At 43.3% G+C, this 20,603-nt stretch carries 21 protein-coding genes and 1 tRNA gene; 17 read left to right on the top strand and 5 right to left on the bottom strand.

The features are described 5' to 3' along the window. Window positions 1–185: 185 nt before the first annotated feature. Window positions 186–262: transfer RNA gene (locus QQK21_RS02735), tRNA-Arg, on the bottom strand. A gap of 52 nt (window positions 263–314) precedes the next feature. Continuing rightward, window positions 315–1,448: a flagellar assembly protein FlgT gene (locus tag QQK21_RS02730; RefSeq protein ID WP_284190663.1), complete on the bottom strand. Its 1,134-nt coding sequence runs from the start codon at window positions 1,446–1,448 to the stop codon at window positions 315–317. 165 nt (window positions 1,449–1,613) lie between these two features. Between QQK21_RS02730 and QQK21_RS02725 the strand changes: the two genes are divergently transcribed. After that, on the top strand, window positions 1,614–2,249 hold the full coding sequence (locus QQK21_RS02725) for a FlgO family outer membrane protein (RefSeq protein ID WP_284190662.1): 636 nt from the start codon (window positions 1,614–1,616) through the stop codon (window positions 2,247–2,249). A 9-nt stretch (window positions 2,250–2,258) separates the two neighbouring features. Beyond that, a complete protein-coding gene (gene flgP / locus QQK21_RS02720; protein WP_284190661.1) occupies window positions 2,259–2,690 on the top strand; it encodes a flagellar assembly lipoprotein FlgP in 432 nt (143 codons plus the stop codon). Between the two features lie 55 nt (window positions 2,691–2,745). Here the strand turns inward: flgP and QQK21_RS02715 are convergent, their stop codons facing one another. From QQK21_RS02715 to flgA, 3 genes are all read right to left on the bottom strand, one after another. Further along, window positions 2,746–3,171 carry a flagella synthesis protein FlgN gene (locus QQK21_RS02715; protein ID WP_284190660.1) on the bottom strand — a complete coding sequence of 142 codons (426 nt, stop codon included), beginning with the start codon at window positions 3,169–3,171 and terminating at the stop codon, window positions 2,746–2,748. A 12-nt stretch (window positions 3,172–3,183) separates the two neighbouring features. Further along, window positions 3,184–3,501, bottom strand: coding sequence for a flagellar biosynthesis anti-sigma factor FlgM (flgM, locus tag QQK21_RS02710; RefSeq protein ID WP_284190659.1), 318 nt, complete (start codon window positions 3,499–3,501; stop codon window positions 3,184–3,186). A gap of 81 nt (window positions 3,502–3,582) precedes the next feature. Further along, window positions 3,583–4,329, bottom strand: coding sequence for a flagellar basal body P-ring formation chaperone FlgA (flgA, locus tag QQK21_RS02705; protein WP_284190658.1), 747 nt, complete (start codon window positions 4,327–4,329; stop codon window positions 3,583–3,585). Between the two features lie 76 nt (window positions 4,330–4,405). Here flgA and QQK21_RS02700 point away from each other — a divergent pair, with 76 nt between their 5' ends. From QQK21_RS02700 to QQK21_RS02630, 15 genes are all read left to right on the top strand, one after another. After that, window positions 4,406–5,332 (top strand): chemotaxis protein CheV, encoded by a 927-nt coding sequence (locus tag QQK21_RS02700; RefSeq protein ID WP_284190657.1) that lies wholly within the window; start codon window positions 4,406–4,408, stop codon window positions 5,330–5,332. Window positions 5,333–5,342: 10 nt separating this feature from the next. Beyond that, entirely contained in the window at window positions 5,343–6,170 is an 828-nt protein-coding gene (locus tag QQK21_RS02695; RefSeq protein ID WP_284190656.1) for a CheR family methyltransferase, read from the top strand. Between the two features lie 250 nt (window positions 6,171–6,420). Beyond that, entirely contained in the window at window positions 6,421–6,816 is a 396-nt protein-coding gene (gene flgB / locus QQK21_RS02690) for a flagellar basal body rod protein FlgB (protein ID WP_284190655.1), read from the top strand. Between the two features lie 4 nt (window positions 6,817–6,820). Beyond that, window positions 6,821–7,237: a flagellar basal body rod protein FlgC gene (flgC, locus tag QQK21_RS02685; protein ID WP_171361613.1), complete on the top strand. Its 417-nt coding sequence runs from the start codon at window positions 6,821–6,823 to the stop codon at window positions 7,235–7,237. Between the two features lie 16 nt (window positions 7,238–7,253). Beyond that, window positions 7,254–7,967, top strand: a complete 714-nt coding sequence (locus QQK21_RS02680) for a flagellar hook assembly protein FlgD (protein WP_284190654.1) — start codon at window positions 7,254–7,256, stop codon at window positions 7,965–7,967. Window positions 7,968–7,994: 27 nt separating this feature from the next. Next, entirely contained in the window at window positions 7,995–9,299 is a 1,305-nt protein-coding gene (gene flgE / locus QQK21_RS02675) for a flagellar hook protein FlgE (RefSeq protein WP_284190653.1), read from the top strand. A gap of 211 nt (window positions 9,300–9,510) precedes the next feature. Beyond that, on the top strand, window positions 9,511–10,260 hold the full coding sequence (locus tag QQK21_RS02670; RefSeq protein WP_284190652.1) for a flagellar basal body rod protein FlgF: 750 nt from the start codon (window positions 9,511–9,513) through the stop codon (window positions 10,258–10,260). A gap of 21 nt (window positions 10,261–10,281) precedes the next feature. After that, the gene (gene flgG, locus QQK21_RS02665; protein WP_284190651.1) at window positions 10,282–11,070 is read left to right on the top strand and encodes a flagellar basal-body rod protein FlgG; all 789 of its coding nucleotides are present in this window, start codon (window positions 10,282–10,284) and stop codon (window positions 11,068–11,070) included. A 24-nt stretch (window positions 11,071–11,094) separates the two neighbouring features. Then, on the top strand, window positions 11,095–11,874 hold the full coding sequence (flgH, locus tag QQK21_RS02660) for a flagellar basal body L-ring protein FlgH (RefSeq protein WP_284190650.1): 780 nt from the start codon (window positions 11,095–11,097) through the stop codon (window positions 11,872–11,874). 53 nt (window positions 11,875–11,927) lie between these two features. Then, entirely contained in the window at window positions 11,928–13,019 is a 1,092-nt protein-coding gene (locus QQK21_RS02655) for a flagellar basal body P-ring protein FlgI (RefSeq protein WP_284190649.1), read from the top strand. An 8-nt stretch (window positions 13,020–13,027) separates the two neighbouring features. Beyond that, window positions 13,028–13,942, top strand: a complete 915-nt coding sequence (gene flgJ / locus QQK21_RS02650; RefSeq protein ID WP_284190648.1) for a flagellar assembly peptidoglycan hydrolase FlgJ — start codon at window positions 13,028–13,030, stop codon at window positions 13,940–13,942. A gap of 125 nt (window positions 13,943–14,067) precedes the next feature. After that, window positions 14,068–15,942: a flagellar hook-associated protein FlgK gene (gene flgK / locus QQK21_RS02645; protein WP_284190647.1), complete on the top strand. Its 1,875-nt coding sequence runs from the start codon at window positions 14,068–14,070 to the stop codon at window positions 15,940–15,942. A gap of 11 nt (window positions 15,943–15,953) precedes the next feature. After that, window positions 15,954–17,147 (top strand): flagellar hook-associated protein FlgL, encoded by a 1,194-nt coding sequence (flgL, locus tag QQK21_RS02640; protein WP_284190646.1) that lies wholly within the window; start codon window positions 15,954–15,956, stop codon window positions 17,145–17,147. A 371-nt stretch (window positions 17,148–17,518) separates the two neighbouring features. After that, window positions 17,519–18,664: a flagellin gene (locus tag QQK21_RS02635; protein WP_284190645.1), complete on the top strand. Its 1,146-nt coding sequence runs from the start codon at window positions 17,519–17,521 to the stop codon at window positions 18,662–18,664. Between the two features lie 488 nt (window positions 18,665–19,152). Then, window positions 19,153–20,286 carry a flagellin gene (locus QQK21_RS02630; protein WP_284190644.1) on the top strand — a complete coding sequence of 378 codons (1,134 nt, stop codon included), beginning with the start codon at window positions 19,153–19,155 and terminating at the stop codon, window positions 20,284–20,286. The last annotated feature ends 317 nt before the right edge of the window (window positions 20,287–20,603 follow it).

Genomic DNA, 20,603 nt, shown 5'->3' with positions numbered 1-20,603 from the left:
TGGTTAGTCTCCACACCTAATTGTTTGGTATAGAGCTAAAGTTAATTATCCTTATTCCGACGCATACTTTGTTGATACCCCTTTCCTGCATGGTGAGGGGTTTGTTTTTATCGACGGCATATTTTTTGACAGAATATGAAGGAGATACCAGAAGTGTAGTTAGACGTAACATTTTGGTTTAAATATGGCGCTCCCGACAGGATTCGAACCTGTGACCTATCCCTTAGGAGGGGATCGCGCTATCCAGCTGTGCCACGGGAGCCTTGGGCCATCATACTACATTCTTTTAGAATGTTAAGTTTTAACTGACTGATTTAAAGTAGCTTGTGCATAACGTCACCAATTTGGATACTTCCGGCAAGTTCTGGCTGATCAACGGTGAGTTCTGCCTCATTCTCGTATACGCGTGATACTGTTAGGGTAATATTGGATTCGGTCACTTTATTACGAGGTAGCCCATTTTGATCGATAAATGAACTTGTATGCCAAAGTTTCAGTTTATCACCTTGGTTTACACCATGTATTCGGCCAAGATCCATGGTCAGCATATTATCCCATTTAGCGATAATTTCTGGCAGAGTAATTTTGCATGACACCTCTGATTCGAGATCTAGCATAATATTCTGACTCACTCTTAGCATCATATCACCATAGGTTGATGCCCAAAATCGTGCACTTTTAGTATCGACTTGGCTTGTTTTGGGAAAGGGCCATAGAGCGACTTCGCGATAGTTTTTGTTGTATACTTTATTGCCCGTTTTTCCGTCGAATACCGTCATCTCTAGTGCAAATTGACGGTTAATAATGTCATCTTTTAGTAACTTCTGCTCTATCGTTGCCGTTAAATCGGTAATGACGCCGCCGATGATATATTGGGCTCCCGTATCTTGGGCTATCATTTTTAGTCGTTCAGGGTTACGTCTACTAATTTCATAGTCGGTCGTACCCACAGAGACAAAATTGCTCGACTCTTGACTCAATTGCCTATTGATGACTGTCGCAAAATCATCACCAACATCATAGATTTGCCCCATAACAGCTTGTTTAGGAGAAGCCAGATCGATATTGCCGACTAGGAAGGTTTTCTTATACTGACTAAGATGGCAAGCTGTTGCCGATGGGTAAATGTCGATGCGTGCTTTAACAAACATCACGCCTTTACGAACTTTTTGCTCATCAACCAAAATATAACGTATTTCAGTGTTACTTAATTGATATTCTTTGCGTTCACTTTCTAGTAATGGTCTTAGGTTTGCAATACTTCCTATGTCAGCGCCAGAGAAGCTAACCGCTTTAAAGATGGCGTCTTCGAGGGCATGGATACGCGCGACTTCCTCAGATGCCACTATCGTTGCTGTGCCTGTCACCTCATACCAGCTACTCCAAGCAAGGGCTGGATAGATTGTTAGGTAAAGAGCTGAAATTATTCTAAAAAACGACTTTTTCATCTTTATATTCCAAACTGGTTCATTTTTTGCATTTGTTTGATTAGCTGATTTAGGCATTGCCGCTCTAAGTTGTAACAGATATAGAAAAGCAAAGAATGTTCCACTTTGGTATCCAAGACATAGGGTGGTGCAGATTAGGGCCTAAAATGTATCGGAGATTATAATATGAAAAAGTGGCTAACGCTTGTGCCCGCGGTATTTCTTACCGCTTGTGCCTATGCACCAGTTTATAATGGTAAAGAGCCTTACCCTGGTTCTCAGTTTATGTTAATGGAAAGCCCGCGTCATACTCTTGACTTTTTTGTTGAGAGCATGACTGAGGATTTGATGATTTCCAATACGAGTGTATCCGCTAGGACACCAATTGCTGTGACATCCTTTGTTGATTTGCAAAATATGGATGCCACTAACTGGCTGGGCAACTCAGTGTCTGAAGGGTTTATTCATCAATTTCAACGCCGAGGGTTTAAGGTGGTTGACTATAAAACTACCGGCTCTATTCAAGTGACCAATCAAGGGGATTTTGCTTTCAGTCGAGACTGGAAAGATCTCGCTCAGGAGCAGGATATTCAATACGTCTTGACGGGGACTATGCTTCGCCAGGAAGGTGGGGTTTTAGTTAATGCGCGAGTGGTGGGAATGCAGTCTCGAATTGTTGTAGCGACGGCACAGGGCTTTTTGCCAGCAGATCGAATCGGCCGAGATTTAGACACACTTAACAGTATCCGAGATGAAGATGGTGTTTTGATTCGTTCTGACCCTACAATAAGGCAGCCATATACCGTTATTCTTCGTCCATAGGGAGTAGTCATGAGTAAGATATTTTTTCTGGCGGCAATACTATTGATGGTCGGTTGCCAGCCTCTACAAAATATGCGAGCTGATGACTGGCTTACTGCTGTTGGCTATGCCAATATCAGTGAACAAAAAGGCCGTACCGATGAAGAGCGTCAAGTGAGGGCGATGCGCGCTTCTAAGATAGATGCATATCGAGAGTTAGCTGAGCAAGTCTATGGTATGCGGGTCAGTGGTAGAGCAGATTTAAAGGATCAACGTCTAGGGACTGAACTGACATCTGGCGCTGTTGACGGTGTTATTCGTGGTGCTGAGGTTGTACGCAGTTATAAAGTCGGTGACAGTTATGTTACGGAGTTACGCCTTGATATCAAGAAAATGGACAAGCTTCGTGATTATGGTGAAGTTCAGGTTGTCCCTGAAAAGCGTCAACAAACGCTCTTCTGATGTTCAATTTCTTTTAATGCATTTGTGCTAATAGGGTGGCAATGTTGCCACTTTATTATGCCTTGATGTTAGTGCCTAATGTCGTCACATTTTTGGTTTGACCATCGGCAGTGTATGTCATCCCGAGCTTACCTTGGCTTTGCTGCATAAGATTATTAAGCTTATTGAAGCTCATTTGGGCCCGTTGCAGGGCTTCGCCATTTATTATATTAGCTTGTTGGCAGTCACCAATGATAACGCGGATTTTATCAACCAAAGGGCTCAACTCTGGGTCTGATGTTAGGCTCTCGACATCAGGATGTTGTCCAATACGTTCATCAGTCTGTTGTAGTTTGTTGATGAGAGATAACTTTTCAGTGGCCAGCTTCTCGATGTCTTTTGCTACTCGAGTTGCAATCGCCAGCTTTTCTTTTTCAAGAATGTCAGAAAGACCTTGGGCATTTTGTAATTGAAAGTCGAGTAAACTGATCAAGGAAGCCATGGTGGAATCTCACTACTCCAACCCACCAAGTTCTTGTTCGAACTTGATCATGTTATCTGCCAATTTCTGAGGGTCAACGCTGTACGAACCGTTTGCAATCGCTTCTTTAATCGCAGCAACCTTAGCCTTGTCAAAACTTGGCTGGGTTGCCAGTTGAGAATGCATTTCGCCAACCGCTTTACCTTGTTTGCTTAGAGATACAGAGTCTTGCGCAACGTCAGACTTTTTTGTAGATCCGGAAGTTGCGGAGGCGCTATTTTCTTTACGTGCAGTGCTCTTAGAAGACGTTGTGACTGTCTGCCCAGAGCGTATGTTGTCAATACCTGCCATGTGTTTGAGCCTTTCGTATTTGAAATCTTGTACTGTCAATATCGACCGCGAGGAGCGAAACTTTAGGAACTTTTTGATTGTTCAAAAAATAACGGTTACTTCGGCGATTCCAGTCACTCTACCTTCAATTATACGGTTGGATTTATTATTTTTCACTCTAATCTGATCACCATGTGCGCCATCTGTGAGTGCAGTACCCTTAGTTGTGATGGTCATACCAGACTTATTTGCTTTAATAGTGACGGTTTCATTACGACACACTACGCAAACATCGTCGCTTTCTAATATTTCCCCGGACCGAATATTTTTTTTTGTTTTTGCCCCGATCACATCTTCAACGTTTGAGAAGCCTTGCCGCCTTACACGTTGCAAGTCTACCATATTAATTGTGACGTCCTGCGGTGAAATTATTTGGCCTCTACTGAGTGGGCCTAGCGTGGTTACTTGTGGGCCGGTTCGAGTGAGTCTGACAGGAATATACAATTTCCAGTTATCTTCACTACACTCTACTAGTACAGTAATGTTACTTGCACTAGGGTTTGTAGACGAAGAGGACGCTTTCAGTGAACTAGGGCAGTCAGTTGCAAACACTCGATGGTCAATATTTGCCGCTTGTGCTTCCAATGTACCACCTACTGGCCATTCTACTGCTGAAAGAATGTATTCCTCTGCAGCTTGCTGAATAAGATTTGCTTGTTCAGAAGTCGCTGAAGTTGATGAAAAACTAAAGAAAAAGAATAAAAAGGCGATAGACGTATAAAAATTTTTATAGAAAGCTCTACACTTAGTTATGGATAATGAGCATAAACGTAAATTATGGTATGTCATTCTGCTTCTCTGGTTTTCTTAGCCTTTTAGTAGACTATCATTGTATACCATGAAAGTTTAAGATGGAGATGGGCTTATGTCGGGTATTCTTGATTCGGTGAATCAGCGTACGCAACTCGTCGGTCAAAACCGATTGGAACTTTTAACATTCCGCTTGATGGGGCGTCAACGTTATGGCATTAACGTCTTCAAAGTAAAAGAAGTACTTCAGTGTCCGACATTAACGATAATGCCTAATTTGCATCAATTCGTCAAAGGTGTCGCCCATATTCGAGGACAAACAGTGTCTGTAATTGACATGAGCCTTGCTATTGGCGGGCGACCCACTGAAGATGTCGATAAAGCGTTTGTTGTCATTGCTGAGTTTAACCGAACCATTCAAGCGTTTTTGGTTGCTTCAGTCGAGCGCATAATTAACATGCATTGGGAGGCCATTTTGCCGCCACCTGATGGTTCAGGTAAAGGTAACTATCTTACAGCAGTGACAAACATCGACAATGAACTTGTAGAAATACTCGATGTCGAGAAAATTCTTATGGAGATTGCGCCAATTGATGAGACAATGGACTCGTCTATTGGAGACGAAATTGCTCAGGCACAGTCGGATAAAGAAGTCGTTCGTCGTATACTTGTAGCGGATGACTCAACAGTTGCTCGTAAACAGGTCGAGCGGGCAGTAATGTCAATTGGGTTTGAAGTTGTTTCGGCTAAAGATGGTAAGGAAGCGTACGAAAAACTGGTCGAGATGGCTGCAGAAGGTAGTATTTACGAACAGATTTCATTAGTCATTTCAGATATTGAGATGCCGGAAATGGATGGCTATACGTTAACTGCGGAAGTGAGGCGTAATCCGGATCTGAAGGACTTGTATGTTATTCTTCACTCATCACTCAGTGGTGTTTTTAACCAAGCTATGGTTGAACGTGTTGGCGCCAATGCTTTCATTGCAAAATTTAACCCCGATGAGCTTGGTAATGCGGTGAAAACTGCGCTTACTGACTAAAGAGAAATAAATGACAGCAATAACTATAAGCGATCAAGAATATCGCGATTTCAGCCGCTTCCTAGAGTCTCAATGTGGTATCGTGTTGGGGGACAGCAAACAATATCTAGTAAGAAGTCGCCTTAGTCCTTTAGTGACCAAGTTTAATCTAAGTTCTTTGTCAGACTTACTGAAAGATGTGGTGTCAGGTCGCAACCGAGATCTCAGGGTAGCCGCTGTAGATGCGATGACAACTAACGAAACTTTGTGGTTTCGTGACACATATCCTTTTGAAGTTCTCGCCAATAAGCTATTGCCAGAAGCTGCTGAAAATAAGAGACCGATTAAAATATGGTCAGCAGCCAGTTCTTCCGGACAAGAGCCCTACTCAATGGCAATGACGATTCTTGAAACGCAGCAGCGTAAGCCCGGTCTACTGCCTAATGTTTCCGTTACGGCAACCGACATATCAGCCAGCATGCTGGATATGTGTCGAGCTGGGATATACGATAACTTAGCATTGGGACGAGGATTATCACCTGAACGGCGGAAAAACTTTTTTGAGGACGCTGGTGATGGTCGGATGAAAGTTAAGGACAATGTCAAGCGTTTGGTAAACTTTCGCCCTCAAAACCTTATGGAAAGCTATTCATTACTTGGGAAGTTTGACATTATTTTTTGCCGCAATGTTCTCATATATTTTTCTCCAGAGATGAAATCACAAGTGTTGAATCAAATGGCCAATAGCCTAAATCCTGGTGGATATTTACTGTTAGGAGCTTCAGAATCTTTAACTGGGTTGACCGACTGTTTTGAAATGGTACGTTGTAACCCAGGTATCATATACAAACTTAAGTAGTGCTCTCGGTACACGAAGATGCCCAGCATGATGAATTGACCCATAAAGTTGGACATTTCGGTTTAGCGGCTTGTAAGACCTGATTTCGATACTCACATCGGACTCAGGTTTTTTAGTTTTTGGTGCTGAAATTTGGCTCATAAATTGCTGCTAAAAATATTAACAAGTAAGCTTGGGTGATTTAAAAGTTGGTACATTAATTGCTTTTACTTGTAATAGTATCGGTCAGTTCTTTTTTGTAGAGGTTAACATGGCTATATCTTTCGACAATGCATTAGGTATCCATCAATATACGGTGGGCGTGCGCTCTCGCAATGCAGAGGTGATATCTACCAACATTGCTCAAGCCAATACTCCTGGCTTTAAATCGAAAGGTATGGACTTTCAACGTGCATTGCAGGCGGCAACATCAGAGGCAAGCATTGGACTTAGCCGCACTGATGGTCGGCATATTCCTGCCTCTACTCAAGTAACAGGGGAAATGTTGTACCGACTTCCTACCCAACCAGATACTGGTGATGGAAACACGGTAGACGTTGATTTAGAGCGTAACTTATTTATGCAAAATCAAATTAGGCACCAAGCCTCTCTGGATTTTTTAGGCAGTAAATTCAGAAATTTAACTAAGGCAATTAAAGGGGAGTAAGTAGATGAGCTTATTTAATGTATTCAATGTGACGGGTTCTGCAATGAGTGCTGAGTCTGTTCGTCTAAATACTACCTCAAGTAATCTGGCGAACGCTGATAGTGTGTCGAGTTCGGCCAAAGATACATATAAAGCCCGACATGCTGTATTCGGGGCTGAGTTAAGTAAAGCCAAATATGGGCGTGAACACACGGTGCCAGTGCAAGTATTAGGTATTGTTGAAAGTAACAAACCGCTGGATGCCGAGTATAACCCAGAACACCCTCTCGCTAATGACGATGGTTATATTTATAAACCCAATGTTAATGTGATGGAAGAAATGGCAAATATGATATCTGCTTCTCGTTCATACCAAACGAACGTACAGGTAGCGGATGCAAGTAAACAAATGCTGCTGCGTACGCTGCAGATGGGTCAATAAGGATAGGAGGTAACATATGGCCGAGGGCATTAATAATAATGTTGGTCAAAGTGGCTTGTCCTATGTTGACCAGCTTAAACAGCTTCAAGATAAAAGCAAACCAGATGAGACAACGGGTAAGCAGGATCTTAAGCAAGAAGATTTCTTATCGTTACTCACTAAGCAGCTTTCTCAGCAAGATCCGTTTAAGCCGGTTAGCAACGACCAAATGATTGCTCAAATGGCGTCGTTCGCCACGGTAGATGGCATTGGTAAAATGAACAATCAGTTTGAAACACTGAATACATCAATGACATCTAACCAAGCGCTTCAGGCATCATCACTGGTAGGTCGAGATGTGCTTATCTCTGGCTCAACAGGAGTAAAAACTGATGATGGTCCCATGGCTGCCATGGTCAAACTCCCTCAAGCTGTTGACAATTTGATGGTTAGAGTGGAAAACCAAATGGGGCAATTGATCCGTACCTTTGACGTGGGTTCGAAACCAGGTGGTGATAGTCGCGTTGTTTGGGATGGCAAAGATCAAAACGGTAATCCATTGCCGGCTGGCAAATACAATGTGAAAGCATCGGGTTTGTTGGACGGGCGGGCAAACGAGTTCGAGGTTTCGACTTACGCTAATGTAAATAGCGTGCTGCTTGGAAAAGGTGATGGTAACGTACTACTCAATCTGGCTGGCTTTGAATCGCCAGTTCGACTTGCTGAAGTACTAGAAGTTGGAAAGGCGTAATTGCGCTAGCTAGATAGGAGATTTGGAATGTCTTATGTTGCATTAAGCGGTTTATCCGCTGCTCAGTTAGATCTGAATACAACCAGTAATAACATTGCCAACGCCGCAACCTATGGCTTTAAAGAGTCTCGTGCGGAATTTGGAGATGTGTATTCGAATTCATTGTTCACACATGCGAAAACGACACCAGGTCAAGGTGTTCAGGCATCGAAAGTCGCTCAGCAATTTCATGAAGGGTCGAGTATTTATACTAATAACCCAATGGATCTGAGAATTTCTGGGACGGGTTTTTTCTCTGTTGCTAAAGATCGCCTACAACCTTCTGCAAATGAACTGACACGAAATGGTTCTTTTCATTTGAATAAGAACAATTATATGGTCACAGCAAATGATGAATTTTTGCTTGGTTATCAAGTAAATAAAGATACGGGTGATGTATTGTCTTATGAGGCGTCTCCCATCAATATTCCCAAAGAGTTCGGTAAACCTAAGCAAACATCGAATATAGAAGTTGGTTTTAATTTACCTGCTGGTGCTCCTTTAAAGGATCCTGCTTTATTTGATATTACAGATCCAGAGACGTATAACCGTTCTACGTCGTCGTCTATCTATGACTCGATGGGACAGACTTATAAACTGACGTCTTATTACCTTAAAGATGCTACCCAGCCCAATACATGGCTGACTTACTATACCATTACTGATAAAGATGGAGAAAAACCGATCAATATTGTTGGTGGAGATACAACCTCTCCGACAGGCCAGATCGGACATACACTGAAATTCAATAACGATGGTACCTTGGCGAGTCTAAACAATGGTCAGGATATAGTCACGGAGCCATTGGGAACAGGGGCGAATCCAGTTAACTTAAATGGTGCCGATGAAACTCAAATCTTAGCCTTTGGACTAAAAGACGCCACTCAATTTGCCGCTCCATTTGAATTGACGAAATTTGATGAGGATGGCGCGACAACGGGCTTTTTGACCAAAGTGGACTTTGACGAAAATGGCAGTGTACTGGGTACATATTCGAATGGACAGAATATCACTTTAGGACGCGTTGCCCTAGTCCGAGTTGCCAACGAGCAAGGCTTAGATAAAAAGGGCAGTACTCAGTGGGATGCTACTCAGTTTTCTGGTGCTAAAATCTGGGGTGAGTCAAATAAAGGTTCGTTTGGTAGTATCTCTAGCGGAACACTAGAACAATCCAATATTGATATGACTCAGGAGCTTGTTGACCTGATAACGGCTCAAAGAAACTTCCAAGCTAACTCTCGTTCTTTGGAAGTCCATAACCAAACACAGCAAAACATTCTACAGATTCGCTAACGCGATGTGACAGAGTGGAAAAACTATCATAGCTCACTAACTAGCAAGCGGATGGCAACCATCAGCTTGCTAGTTTGCCACCTACGGCAAGTTTCTTCATATCCCGCGTTATTATTCCCATAAAAATGTGTTAATTCATTGATTGTATTGCCTTAAAATCATGGCACTAAATTTGCTTTTACAAATTTAGTTATGATTGTTGGAGCAAATTATGGATCGTGCATTGTTTCTTGCCATGAGCGGCGCTAAGCAGAATATGCAAGCTATGCAGCTTAGAGCCAATAACTTGGCAAATGTCAGTACAACAGGCTTTCGAGCCGATTTAGCTCAAGCTCGGTCCATGCAAGCGTATGGCCAAGGTATGCCAAGTCGAGTCTTTAGTATGACAGAGCGACCTGGACATAATTTTCAGCAAGGTAGCGTCATTACTACAGGTCGAGATTTAGACGTTACCATTCAAGATCAAGGCTGGATTGCTGTCTTAGATAGTATGGGCAAAGAAGGATTGACTCGAAACGGCAATATGAATATCGACGTTAATGGTTTGCTCACCACGGGAGATGGCAATTTAGTGTTAGGTGAGACAGGTGCTCCAATTACTGTTCCCATCCCTGTTAGCAAAATTGAAGTTGGCAGTGACGGCACTATATCCGTTGTGCCTCAAGGAGCGCCGGCAGACGCAATTGAAATTGTCGATAGAATTAAGCTAACCGGCACCGATAACCGATCACTATACAAGGATGTGAATGGAATATTTCGTGCTAAGGACCCAAATGCGGAATATGAAATGGATGCCAATGTCAAGCTGCTGACGGGCGCGTTGGAAGGCAGCAATGTTAACGCTATCGGGGAAATGACCAACCTAATTGACTTACAACGTCAGTTTGAAATGCAGGTCAAAATGATGAGTACAGCGGAAGATATGGACAAAGCCTCAGATACTTTGCTTCGTATGAGCTAACCAAAGGATTAGGAGAGAGATATGCATCCGGCATTATGGGTAAGTAAGACTGGCTTAGACGCTCAGCAAACTAATATACAAACAATTTCAAACAACTTGGCCAATGCTTCAACCGTTGGTTACAAAAAGAGCCGAGCTGTATTTGAAGATTTGTTCTATCAAAACATTAATCAGCCTGGTGGGCAGTCTTCACAAAATACTGAGCTACCAAGTGGTTTGATGCTTGGAGCTGGTTCCAAGGTGGTGGCCACACAAAAAGTTCATACTCAGGGCAACACACAAACGACAAACAATAGCTTAGATATGATGATCGAAGGCGATGGCTTTTTCCAGATATTGATGCCAGATGGCAACATTGGATACAGTCGCAATGGCCAGTTTACGGTCAATGACGAAGGTGTCATTGTTACCTCGGGAGCTGGCTACCCATTAGATCCTGAAATTGCCATTCCCGAAGATGCAATCAGTATTACTGTTGGTACTGATGGTGAGGTGTCTGTTCGTATACGTGGACAGCAAGAAAACCAAGTGCTTGGGCAAATAACGACGGTTGACTTTATTAACCCTGGTGGACTTGAGCCGATTGGTCAGAACTTATATCTGCCAACGGGAGCGAGTGGTGATCCGCAAGAAGGGGTTCCTGGTTTTGATGGTTTCGGTGATATTCGTCAATCTATGCTCGAAACCTCCAATGTCAATGTGACAGAAGAGCTGGTGAATATGATTGAAGCGCAGCGAGTCTATGAGATGAACTCTAAAGTCATTTCGGCGGTCGACAAAATGATGGGCTTTGTTAACCAGCAATTGTAACGCAGGGGCAATAAGGAGTTTTTTATGAGCCGAATACTGACGATTATTTTACTGGCTGTGCTATCAGGTTGCTCTATGTTGGAAGCCCCGATAGAAACCTCTGATATTGTTCAGGGAACGACCACTGTTGATGCGGTTGAAGGTGATAAGACAGAGGATGAAAGCTCGGGCATTATAGATTCATTACGTGGCCGAACCGATCCCGTTGCTGGCGATCCCGCATGGGCTCCTATTCACCCTAAAAATCAGCCAGAACATTACGCGGCTGAAACGGGATCTTTATTTAACACCTCGCGCACATCTAGCTTGTATGATGACTCTAAGCCTCGCGATGTTGGTGATATCATTACTGTTACTTTGAATGAGAATACTAAAGCGGCAAAAAGTGCTGATGCCGATCTTTCCAAAAATAACGATGCATCGATGGATCCGCTCGAAGTCGGTGGTCAGCAACTCAATATTGGAGATTATAACTTCTCCTATAATTTAAGTAATGACAACTCATTCAGTGGTAGTGCTGCAGCGAATCAAAGTAACAGTATATCTGGTTCGATTACAGTTGAAGTGATTGAGGTACTTGCTAACGGTAATCTGGTTATTCGGGGTGAAAAGTGGTTATCGCTTAATACTGGTGATGAGTATATTAGGCTGAGTGGCACCATACGGCCTGATGATATTTCTTACGAAAATACAATCGCGTCAAACCGTATTTCCAACGCTAGAATCCAGTACTCAGGCACTGGGACTCAACAAGATATGCAAGAACCTGGATTTTTGGCACGATTCTTTAATGTGGCATTATAGTTTTTGCTGACGTCGATGTTTTGACGTAGAGGTATCGAGTGAAAGGTAACCTGATGAAAATATTACTACTACTGTTAACCAGCATGACAATGGTTGCAACGCAAGCTAACGCAGCAAGAATAAAAGATATCTCGCAAGTGGCTGGTGTGCGAGCCAACCAACTGGTTGGATATGGCTTGGTAACAGGATTACCCGGAACGGGGGAATCAACGCCTTTTACTGACCAAAGCTTTAATGCCATGTTAGACAATTTTGGAATCCAGCTTCCTGCTGGCACTAAACCAAAATCCAAAAATGTTGCGGCAGTTATTGTTACTGCAGAGCTTGCCGCCTTTGCCAAGCAAGGGCAAACGATTGATGTTACGGTAACTTCTATTGGTGCTGCTAAGAGTCTTCGGGGCGGGACACTAATGCAAACTATGCTCAAAGGCGTTGACGGGCAAATTTATGCCGTTGCACAGGGCAACCTTGTTGTTAGTGGCTTTAGTGCCACGGGAGCGGATGGCTCAAAAATTGTCGGAAACAACCCAACCGCAGGCATGATATCTAATGGTGCCATCGTTGAACGAGAAGTGCCTTCACCTTTTGGTCGTGGTGATTTTATTACATTCAATCTTCTCGAATCAGATTTTACTACAGCACAGCGTATGGCGGATGCCGTCAATAATTTCTTAGGACCTCAAATGGCGCAAGCGGTTGATGCTACATCGGTTAAAGTGCGAGCTCCACGCGATGTGTCACAGCGAGTTTCATTTCTTTCGGTGATTGAAAACTTAGAGTTTGATCCAGCCGAAGGTGCTGCCAAGATAATCGTTAACTCACGCACTGGAACGATAGTGGTGGGTAAACATGTGCGCTTAAAGCCTGCTGCAGTGACCCATGGCGGTATGACAGTGGCGATAAAAGAAAACTTGAACGTCAGTCAGCCTAACGCATTTGGTGGTGGGGAGACGGTAGTGACACCTGACTCAGAAATCGAAGTCACAGAAAAGCAAGGAAAGATGTTCAAATTTGAACCAGGTTTGACTCTTGATGAGCTGGTACGAGCTGTCAACGAGGTGGGTGCTGCTCCCTCGGATTTAATGGCCATCTTACAGGCATTAAAGCAAGCTGGTGCCATTGAAGGGCAACTGATCGTTATTTAGGGGGCGGTATGATTAACAGTGGTAAAGATGTTGGATTTATCCATGATATCGCAAGTCTAGACAAACTGCGCCAAAAAGCGGTTGATGGCGATGACACCAATGAAAAAGAAGCCTTGAGCGCCGCAGCAAAGCAGTTTGAGTCCATTTTTACCTCTATGCTACTCAAATCAATGAGAGACGCCAATTCTGGTTTTGAATCTGGCTTAATGGATAGCCAAAATCAGCAGTTTTATCGTCAAATGATGGATGAGCAGATGGCTAGTGAGCTAAGTTCTTCTGGGTCATTAGGCTTGGCTGACATGATTGTTGCACAGTTATCTTCGGGCTCGATTGAAAATCAAAATGCTAAAGCTAGAGAAGTCGATTTTGAAGCCATGATGAATAAAATTGATGGCATTCGCCAATCAGGAAAAGTTTCGACCCCCAGAACAATGACGAGACCTGATAGTCCTGCATCAGAACCTTTTGACTCACCGCGATCGTTTGTCCACACAATGAAACCTTACGCTGAAAAAGCAGCGCAAGCTCTTGGAGTGGATTCCTCTTTGATATTAGCTCAGGCTGCGCTCGAAACCGGATGGGGACAAAAAGTGATCGGGAATAGTCGTGGAACAAGCCATAATTTATTTAATATTAAAGCTGATAAAAAATGGCTAGGCGATAAGGTTGCCACGCAAACACTCGAATATCACCAAGGTATTCCAGTTAAGGAAAAGGCTGCATTCAGATCATATGCCAGTTTTGAAGATAGCTTTAGTGATTATGTTCGTTTCTTGAACGAAAACCCAAGATACAGCACAGCGCTTCGACATCAAGGTAGTGATGAGCGTTTTATACAAGGTATTCATCAGGCCGGCTACGCCACTGATCCTGAATATGCTGATAAAGTATTGAGAGTAAAAGCTCAGATTGATCAGATGTAAGTCATTACATGTCTCCCTTAAACTTACCCCTCATACCCCGTATCTAACCTCTTGGCATATATATTGCTGGTAATTAACTAGAACATTCAGTTGTACTGCTTTTATTAGGCTTTACTGGGGGCGATATGGCATCTGATCTACTGAACCTTGGTGCGCAAAGCGTGCTTACGGCTCAGAGACAACTTAATACCACTGGACACAATATCTCTAATGTAAATACAAAGGGATATAATCGTCAGTCGGTAATACAAGGCACGAACATGCCACACCAATATGGTGGGCAAACCTATGGTATGGGTGTCCATGTGGACAATGTTCGCCGCTCTTGGGACCAGTTTGCCGTTAATGAGCTTAACCTTTCTACAACGAATCATGCTAACAAAGTTGACGATGAAGAAAATCTAGAAATGTTGTCTAGCATGTTAGATTCCGTGGCCTCGAAAAAAATACCTGAAAATCTCAATGAGTGGTTTGATGCAGTAAAGTCGCTTGCCGATAGCCCAAATGATGTTGGTGCTCGAAAAGTGGTATTGGAAAAGGCCGATCTCATTACTCAAAATCTTAATGACTTTCATGAAACTGTGCGTCTACAGTCGGATATAGCGAATAAAAAGCTGGATCTTGCCGTTGAGCGGGTAAACCAGTTAGCGTTGGAAATCAGAGATATGCATCGTTTGATGATGCGCACTCCTGGCCCTCACAATGATCTCATGGATACCCACGAGAAGCTGATCGCTGAACTCTCCGAGTATACCAAGGTTACGGTTACGCCAAGGAAAAATGCTGAGGGCTTTAACGTTCACATCGGTAATGGCCACACTTTGGTATCTGGTACAGAGGCGAGCCAACTCACCATGATTGACGGGTACCCTGATGTTCATCAGCGTAGATTAGCCATGATCGAGGGTAAGGGGATTAAAGCAATCACGACCAGAGATATTGATGGCAAGATTGGGGCGATGCTATCAATGCGTGATGAAAAAATTCCTTACCTTATGGATGAACTAGGAAGAATGACAACGGCTTTCTCTCATGATGTTAACCAGCTTCAATCTCAAGGATTGGATTTAAGAGGCAATATTGGTGGTTTGATGTTTACCGATGTTAACTCGCAGGTTGTTGCTAAATCTCGTGTGGTAACATCATCAGATTCATCAGCAGATATCGAGGTTTACATCGAAGATCTCAGCCGCTTAATCGGAGGAGAATATTCTCTGCAATTCACGGAGGGGGATTATTACATTACGCGACCTAACGGACAGCAATCGATCGTTCCCGTGATTGGTGATTCCATTTATCTAGATGGTATTCGGATCGATATAAAGAACGGCCTTCAAGCTGGTGAAAGAGTGCTGATAAGACCGACTCGAAGTGCCGCTGCACAAATTAAAATGGAAACGAATGATCCTTCAGAAATTGCAGCACAAAGCTATGAGGCATCGACGACTTTTGCTCAAGGTAGCGCAGAATTCTTCATTGTTAACGCTGGTGATTTACGCGAGTTTGAGGTGATAATTTCACCCAATGGGCAACAGTTTGCGGTGACAGACACAGATGGCAACATTCTTTTGCCACCTCAGGCTTATCCACCGTCAGGTCCGGTCACTGTTCTTGGCACCTCGTTTGCTATTACACCAGGGGCACTGCCTAATGACAAGTTTACGGCAAACCTTGTCCCATCAGAAGGTGACAATGGCAACTTGTTAAACATGCAAGATATTCAGACCAAAAAACACTTAAATGATGGTGAATCTACGGTTTTAGATCTTTACCATAATTTGAATACCGATGTTGGCCTGCAGATGTCGACCGCATCGCGTCTTACAGATGTATCTCGGTTGGAAAAAGAGTCGGCTCAAGAACGCATCGCGTCTATTTCTGGCGTGAACCTCGACGAAGAGGCCGCCAATATGATGAAATTCCAGCAAGTATATATGGCATCGTCACGTATCATGCAAGCTGCTAATGATACTTTTAATACTATATTGGCATTGAGATAGGAGGCAGATAAATGATGACTCGAATTTCTAGCTTCCACAATTATGAAGCCGTTCAGAATGATATCCGCCGTCAGGAATCAAAAATACATCACAATCAAGCTCAACTTGCATCAGGTAAGAAACTATTAACAGCCAGTGATGAGCCTTTGGCAACGCATTATATTCAAAACATTGGTCAGCAAAGTGAGCAGCTACGTCAGTTTACGGATGCCATTACCTTGAGCCGTAATCGGCTAGAACACCATGAAGTGATCATTGCTAACGCAGAGCAATATGCTGATGAAGCTAAGCGTACGGTTATGGAAATGATAAACGGTTCCTTGTCACCTGAAGATCGCATCGCTAAGCAACGTGAATTACAGGAACTTGCCAACAATTTTCTTAATTTATCGAACGTTCAAGATGAAATAGGAAATTATATTTTCGCTGGGACTAAACCCAAGAATCAACCTTTCTTTCGTGATAGAGATGGAAATATTTCCTACGCGGGTGACGATTACCAACGCAAAATGAAAGTGTCGAATAGCTTGGAGATACCGATAAACGATCCGGGCAGCAAACTCTTTATGGAGATTGACAACCCATTAGGTGACTTTGAGCCTGAGTATGAGCTAAATGACGCATCTGAGCTGTTACTTGAACGGGCCAACAACTTTAATCGCGACGATCAATCCATTTACAAAGTCACCTTTGTTGAGATGCCTGATGGTAATTTTGGTTACCAACTCGAACGTGATGGCTCTGTGATTAGCGCAGATGTCTTTAACCCTTCGACAGGGATTAAGTTTGAAGATGTCAGTATCCAAATTAAAGGACAAATTACCAAAGGCGATGCAATAACCCTAGTCCCAAGAAAAACATACAGTCTCTTCGATACTTTTAAGCAGGCCATGTTGTTGTCGGAAGGCTCGGTATCAGACGCCTCGAATACTGCCAAATTACATCAGATTACTGAAGAGTTCCACGCTGGGTTTATTCACCTTAATGAAGCTAGAACCGATGTAGGGGCCAGACTGAATACTTTGGATATTCAAGAAGAACAGCACGAAGACTTTAAACTCACATTGGCTAAGTCGAAGAGTACTTTTGAAGATCTCGATTACGCTGATGCGGTTATTGAGTTTAATGAAAACTCTCGCGCCCTTCAGGCCTCTCACAAGGCATTTGGTAAGACAAAAGATCTCACACTATTTAACTACATCTAACTTCATTGCCATACGAGCTCTGCCGTATGTGCGAGGTAAGATGTTGCTTCTTGGTCAGAACATTGTTGGTAGACAGTGGCAACTAAGTGGCAAATAAGCGGCAAGGAGATTGCCGCTATGGGGTATCGGCAAACCACATGGGAAAATCAACTCGATGGTAAGCTGGTAAGATACTGAAAACATATATGAAAATCATTTTTCTATTGATTGTATAAAGTTGGCACACTACTTGTATTCTTGTAATCAAGAGTTTAACTAGCAGGTTTTAAGTAGGTGTGACCTACTTAGCAAGTCATCTACGGTCAGTGCTTCCAACTGAGATTAAGCTGGCCGCTTCGCAAGCACTTGCGAACTCAATAGGAGAGCAGAGTATGACCATTAATGTAAATACCAACGTGTCGGCAATGACTGCCCAGCGTTACTTAACCAAATCGACCGATGATTTGAATACCTCGATGGAAAGACTTTCATCTGGGCACAGAATAAACAGTGCAAAAGATGATGCGGCCGGCCTACAGATTTCTAACCGTTTGACGGCACAAAGTCGCGGTCTGGATGTTGCGATGCGTAACGCTAACGATGGTATTTCTATTGCTCAGACGGCAGAAGGTGCGATGAACGAGTCGACCTTGATCTTGCAACGTATTCGCGACTTGTCGCTTCAATCGGCCAATGGCACGAACTCTCGTTCAGAGCGTCAGGCTCTGAATGAAGAAGTGGTCGCGTTACAAGATGAGTTGAACCGAATCGCTGAAACCACTTCCTTTGGTGGACGTAAGCTTCTGAATGGATCATTTGGGGAGTCAGCTTTCCAAATTGGTGCTAGCTCTGGTGAGGCCATTATCATGGGATTGACCAGTGTTCGAGCAGATGAACCACGCATGGGCGGCCAATCTTTTATCTCGGAGCTGGATAAGGGGAAAAATAAAGACTGGGGTGTCCCTGCTGCTGCAAGGGATCTCAAGTTTGAATTCACCACTAAAGCGGGAGAGGTGGTTACCTTAGATATTATTGCCAAAGTGGGTGACGATATTGAAGAGTTAGCGACTTACATCAATGGTCAAACAGACAAGCTCAGTGCATCCGTTGATCAGGATGGTAGGCTGCAGATTTTTGCCGCAGAGCCGAATCTAGAAGGGAACTTAAATATTTCTGGTGGTCTTGCTAGCGAACTTGGCCTCAATGGAGGTCCAGGTGAGCTCACAACAGTAAGAGATATTGATGTAAGAACAGCTGGTGGTGCGCAAAATGCAGTAGGTATTGTCGATGCAGCTCTTAGATATATTGATTCCCAACGAGCTGATTTAGGTGCGAAGCAAAACCGTTTGAGCCATAGCATCAATAACTTGGCAAATATTCAAGAAAATGTGGCAGCATCTAATAGCCGAATCAAAGATACCGACTTTGCTAAAGAGACAACAGCATTAACCAAAGCACAAATATTGCAACAGGCAGGTACGTCAATACTTGCTCAGGCAAAACAGTTGCCAAACTCTGCAATCTCGTTATTGCAGTAGTAGTGGATATCTTCACTAGCAGTACCCAGACGTGGGTTAGTGAAGATGTTCCGGCAAGCATAGACCTCTTGGTATATAGGGCTCTCTCACACTCGCTCTTTTACTTCAAGTCTATGCATACGGAAGCCAGGCTGTGATCATTTCTCTCGATCTCCAAATGGCAACCAAAATAGCCCCGGTTCTCTCAAAGGAAAAGGGGCTTTTCTTTTTATTCAATAAGTTAAATGCATCTCAACTGGATTAGTCTCCCAATAGACATTTGGACCTACCGACCAAGAACTCAAAATCTTTAGCTCACGATTCAATATTTGCAAGCCCGATCAATCTATTTATGTTTTCCTAGCTCACATAAAGGAATTTTATATTTTGTCCTAAAGTAAATTATTTCTGCGTCGCTAATAAGGGTACTTTGAGAGAACTTGGTTTACCGAGACGTCGGAAACCTTTCGAAACTTCCGGTCTACGGAAAATCAATAGGAGTAACCACTATGGCGGTTAATGTAAACACTAACGTTGCGGCAATGACAGCACAACGCTATTTAAATAGCGCGTCGGCAGCCCAACAAACCTCGATGGAACGCTTGTCCTCAGGGTTTAAAATTAACAGCGCTAAGGATGACGCAGCGGGTATGCAGATTTCAAATCGCTTAGCTTCGCAAAGTCGGGGGCTAGATGTCGCGGTACGAAATGCCAATGATGGTATATCCATCACGCAAACAGCAGAAGGTGCAATGAATGAAACCACGAACATTCTGCAGCGGATGCGCGATCTCTCCTTACAATCTGCAAACGGTTCAAACTCTAAGTCTGAGCGTATTGCACTTCAAGAGGAGGTTACGGCACTAAATGATGAGTTGAACCGTATTGCGGAGACGACATCTTTTGGTGGCAATAAACTACTCAATGGTACCTACGCGACTCGATCTTTCCAGATCGGTGCTGATAATGGTGAAGCGGTCATGTTAACGCTTGAAAATCTACGTAGTGACAACGCGCTGATGGGCGGAAGCATGTATGTGGCGGCTGACGCAAAGGACAAAGATTGGGGAGTGGATGCTGCAGCAAATGAGCTCACTATCTCTTTTACCGACGTCTTTGGTGATGCGCAAACCATTACCATCAATGCAAAAGAAGGTGATGACATTGAAGAGCTGGCCACTTATATCAATGGTCAAAACGACATGGTCAAAGCCTCTGTAGGAGACAATGGCAATATCCAGATTTTTGCAGGTAACAATAAAGTTGATGGTAACCTTACCTTTGGAGGCTCATTGGCTGGTGAACTCAACTTTGGCGCAGCCGAGGCAGTGACTGTTGATACTATTGATATTACCTCTGTAGCTGGAGCTCAAGAAGCGGTTGCCATTGTAGATACTGCACTGCAGTTTGTAGATAGCCATCGTGCAGAGTTAGGTGCTTTCCAAAACCGTTTCGGTCATGCGATTAGTAACTTAGATAACATTAACGAAAATGTGAATGCTTCTAAGAGCCGAATCAAAGATACCGATTTTGCTAAAGAAACAACTGCACTGACCAAAGCTCAGATCCTTACTCAAGCATCGAGCTCTGTTCTTGCTCAGGCAAAGCAAGCGCCCAACTCAGCGTTGGGGCTTCTAGGCTAAGAAAGTGATGTATTAGCAAAATAGGAAGTCATGACTTTAAGTAAAAATCCAGCATTCGCTGGATTTTTTATGTTGTAAATATTTTTGCAAATGGGACGGTATTTCAGTTACTTATAAATATTATATCCAGAGGATCTGTCACTATACGAGTACGACCTATGACTAAATTATGATGATTTTTACGACGGAATGATCTCTAGTTGGCTGTTAGATAGCTTATAAAGATTTTTATCGAGAGATGAATATGGCAGGTCTACCTGGATTCGAACCAGGGAATGACGGGATCAAAACCCGTTGCCTTACCACTTGGCGATAGA

This window comes from Vibrio zhanjiangensis (genome assembly GCF_030161235.1).
GTDB lineage: Bacteria > Pseudomonadota > Gammaproteobacteria > Enterobacterales > Vibrionaceae > Vibrio > Vibrio zhanjiangensis.
The sequence above is the reverse complement of the archived record's forward strand: the minus strand, read 5'-3'. Positions and strand labels throughout refer to the sequence as shown.

Excerpts from the sequence above, each read along its gene's own strand:
- QQK21_RS02730 (WP_284190663.1), bottom strand. The coding sequence starts at position 1,448 with ATGAAAAAGTCGTTTTTTAGAATAATTTCAGCTCTTTACCTAACAATC.
- QQK21_RS02725 (WP_284190662.1), top strand. The coding sequence starts at position 1,614 with ATGAAAAAGTGGCTAACGCTTGTGCCCGCGGTATTTCTTACCGCTTGT.
- flgP (WP_284190661.1), top strand. The coding sequence starts at position 2,259 with ATGAGTAAGATATTTTTTCTGGCGGCAATACTATTGATGGTCGGTTGC.
- QQK21_RS02715 (WP_284190660.1), bottom strand. The coding sequence starts at position 3,171 with ATGGCTTCCTTGATCAGTTTACTCGACTTTCAATTACAAAATGCCCAA.
- flgM (WP_284190659.1), bottom strand. The coding sequence starts at position 3,501 with ATGGCAGGTATTGACAACATACGCTCTGGGCAGACAGTCACAACGTCT.
- flgA (WP_284190658.1), bottom strand. The coding sequence starts at position 4,329 with ATGACATACCATAATTTACGTTTATGCTCATTATCCATAACTAAGTGT.
- QQK21_RS02700 (WP_284190657.1), top strand. The coding sequence starts at position 4,406 with ATGTCGGGTATTCTTGATTCGGTGAATCAGCGTACGCAACTCGTCGGT.
- QQK21_RS02695 (WP_284190656.1), top strand. The coding sequence starts at position 5,343 with ATGACAGCAATAACTATAAGCGATCAAGAATATCGCGATTTCAGCCGC.
- flgB (WP_284190655.1), top strand. The coding sequence starts at position 6,421 with ATGGCTATATCTTTCGACAATGCATTAGGTATCCATCAATATACGGTG.
- flgC (WP_171361613.1), top strand. The coding sequence starts at position 6,821 with ATGAGCTTATTTAATGTATTCAATGTGACGGGTTCTGCAATGAGTGCT.
- QQK21_RS02680 (WP_284190654.1), top strand. The coding sequence starts at position 7,254 with ATGGCCGAGGGCATTAATAATAATGTTGGTCAAAGTGGCTTGTCCTAT.
- flgE (WP_284190653.1), top strand. The coding sequence starts at position 7,995 with ATGTCTTATGTTGCATTAAGCGGTTTATCCGCTGCTCAGTTAGATCTG.
- QQK21_RS02670 (WP_284190652.1), top strand. The coding sequence starts at position 9,511 with ATGGATCGTGCATTGTTTCTTGCCATGAGCGGCGCTAAGCAGAATATG.
- flgG (WP_284190651.1), top strand. The coding sequence starts at position 10,282 with ATGCATCCGGCATTATGGGTAAGTAAGACTGGCTTAGACGCTCAGCAA.
- flgH (WP_284190650.1), top strand. The coding sequence starts at position 11,095 with ATGAGCCGAATACTGACGATTATTTTACTGGCTGTGCTATCAGGTTGC.
- QQK21_RS02655 (WP_284190649.1), top strand. The coding sequence starts at position 11,928 with ATGAAAATATTACTACTACTGTTAACCAGCATGACAATGGTTGCAACG.
- flgJ (WP_284190648.1), top strand. The coding sequence starts at position 13,028 with ATGATTAACAGTGGTAAAGATGTTGGATTTATCCATGATATCGCAAGT.
- flgK (WP_284190647.1), top strand. The coding sequence starts at position 14,068 with ATGGCATCTGATCTACTGAACCTTGGTGCGCAAAGCGTGCTTACGGCT.
- flgL (WP_284190646.1), top strand. The coding sequence starts at position 15,954 with ATGATGACTCGAATTTCTAGCTTCCACAATTATGAAGCCGTTCAGAAT.
- QQK21_RS02635 (WP_284190645.1), top strand. The coding sequence starts at position 17,519 with ATGACCATTAATGTAAATACCAACGTGTCGGCAATGACTGCCCAGCGT.
- QQK21_RS02630 (WP_284190644.1), top strand. The coding sequence starts at position 19,153 with ATGGCGGTTAATGTAAACACTAACGTTGCGGCAATGACAGCACAACGC.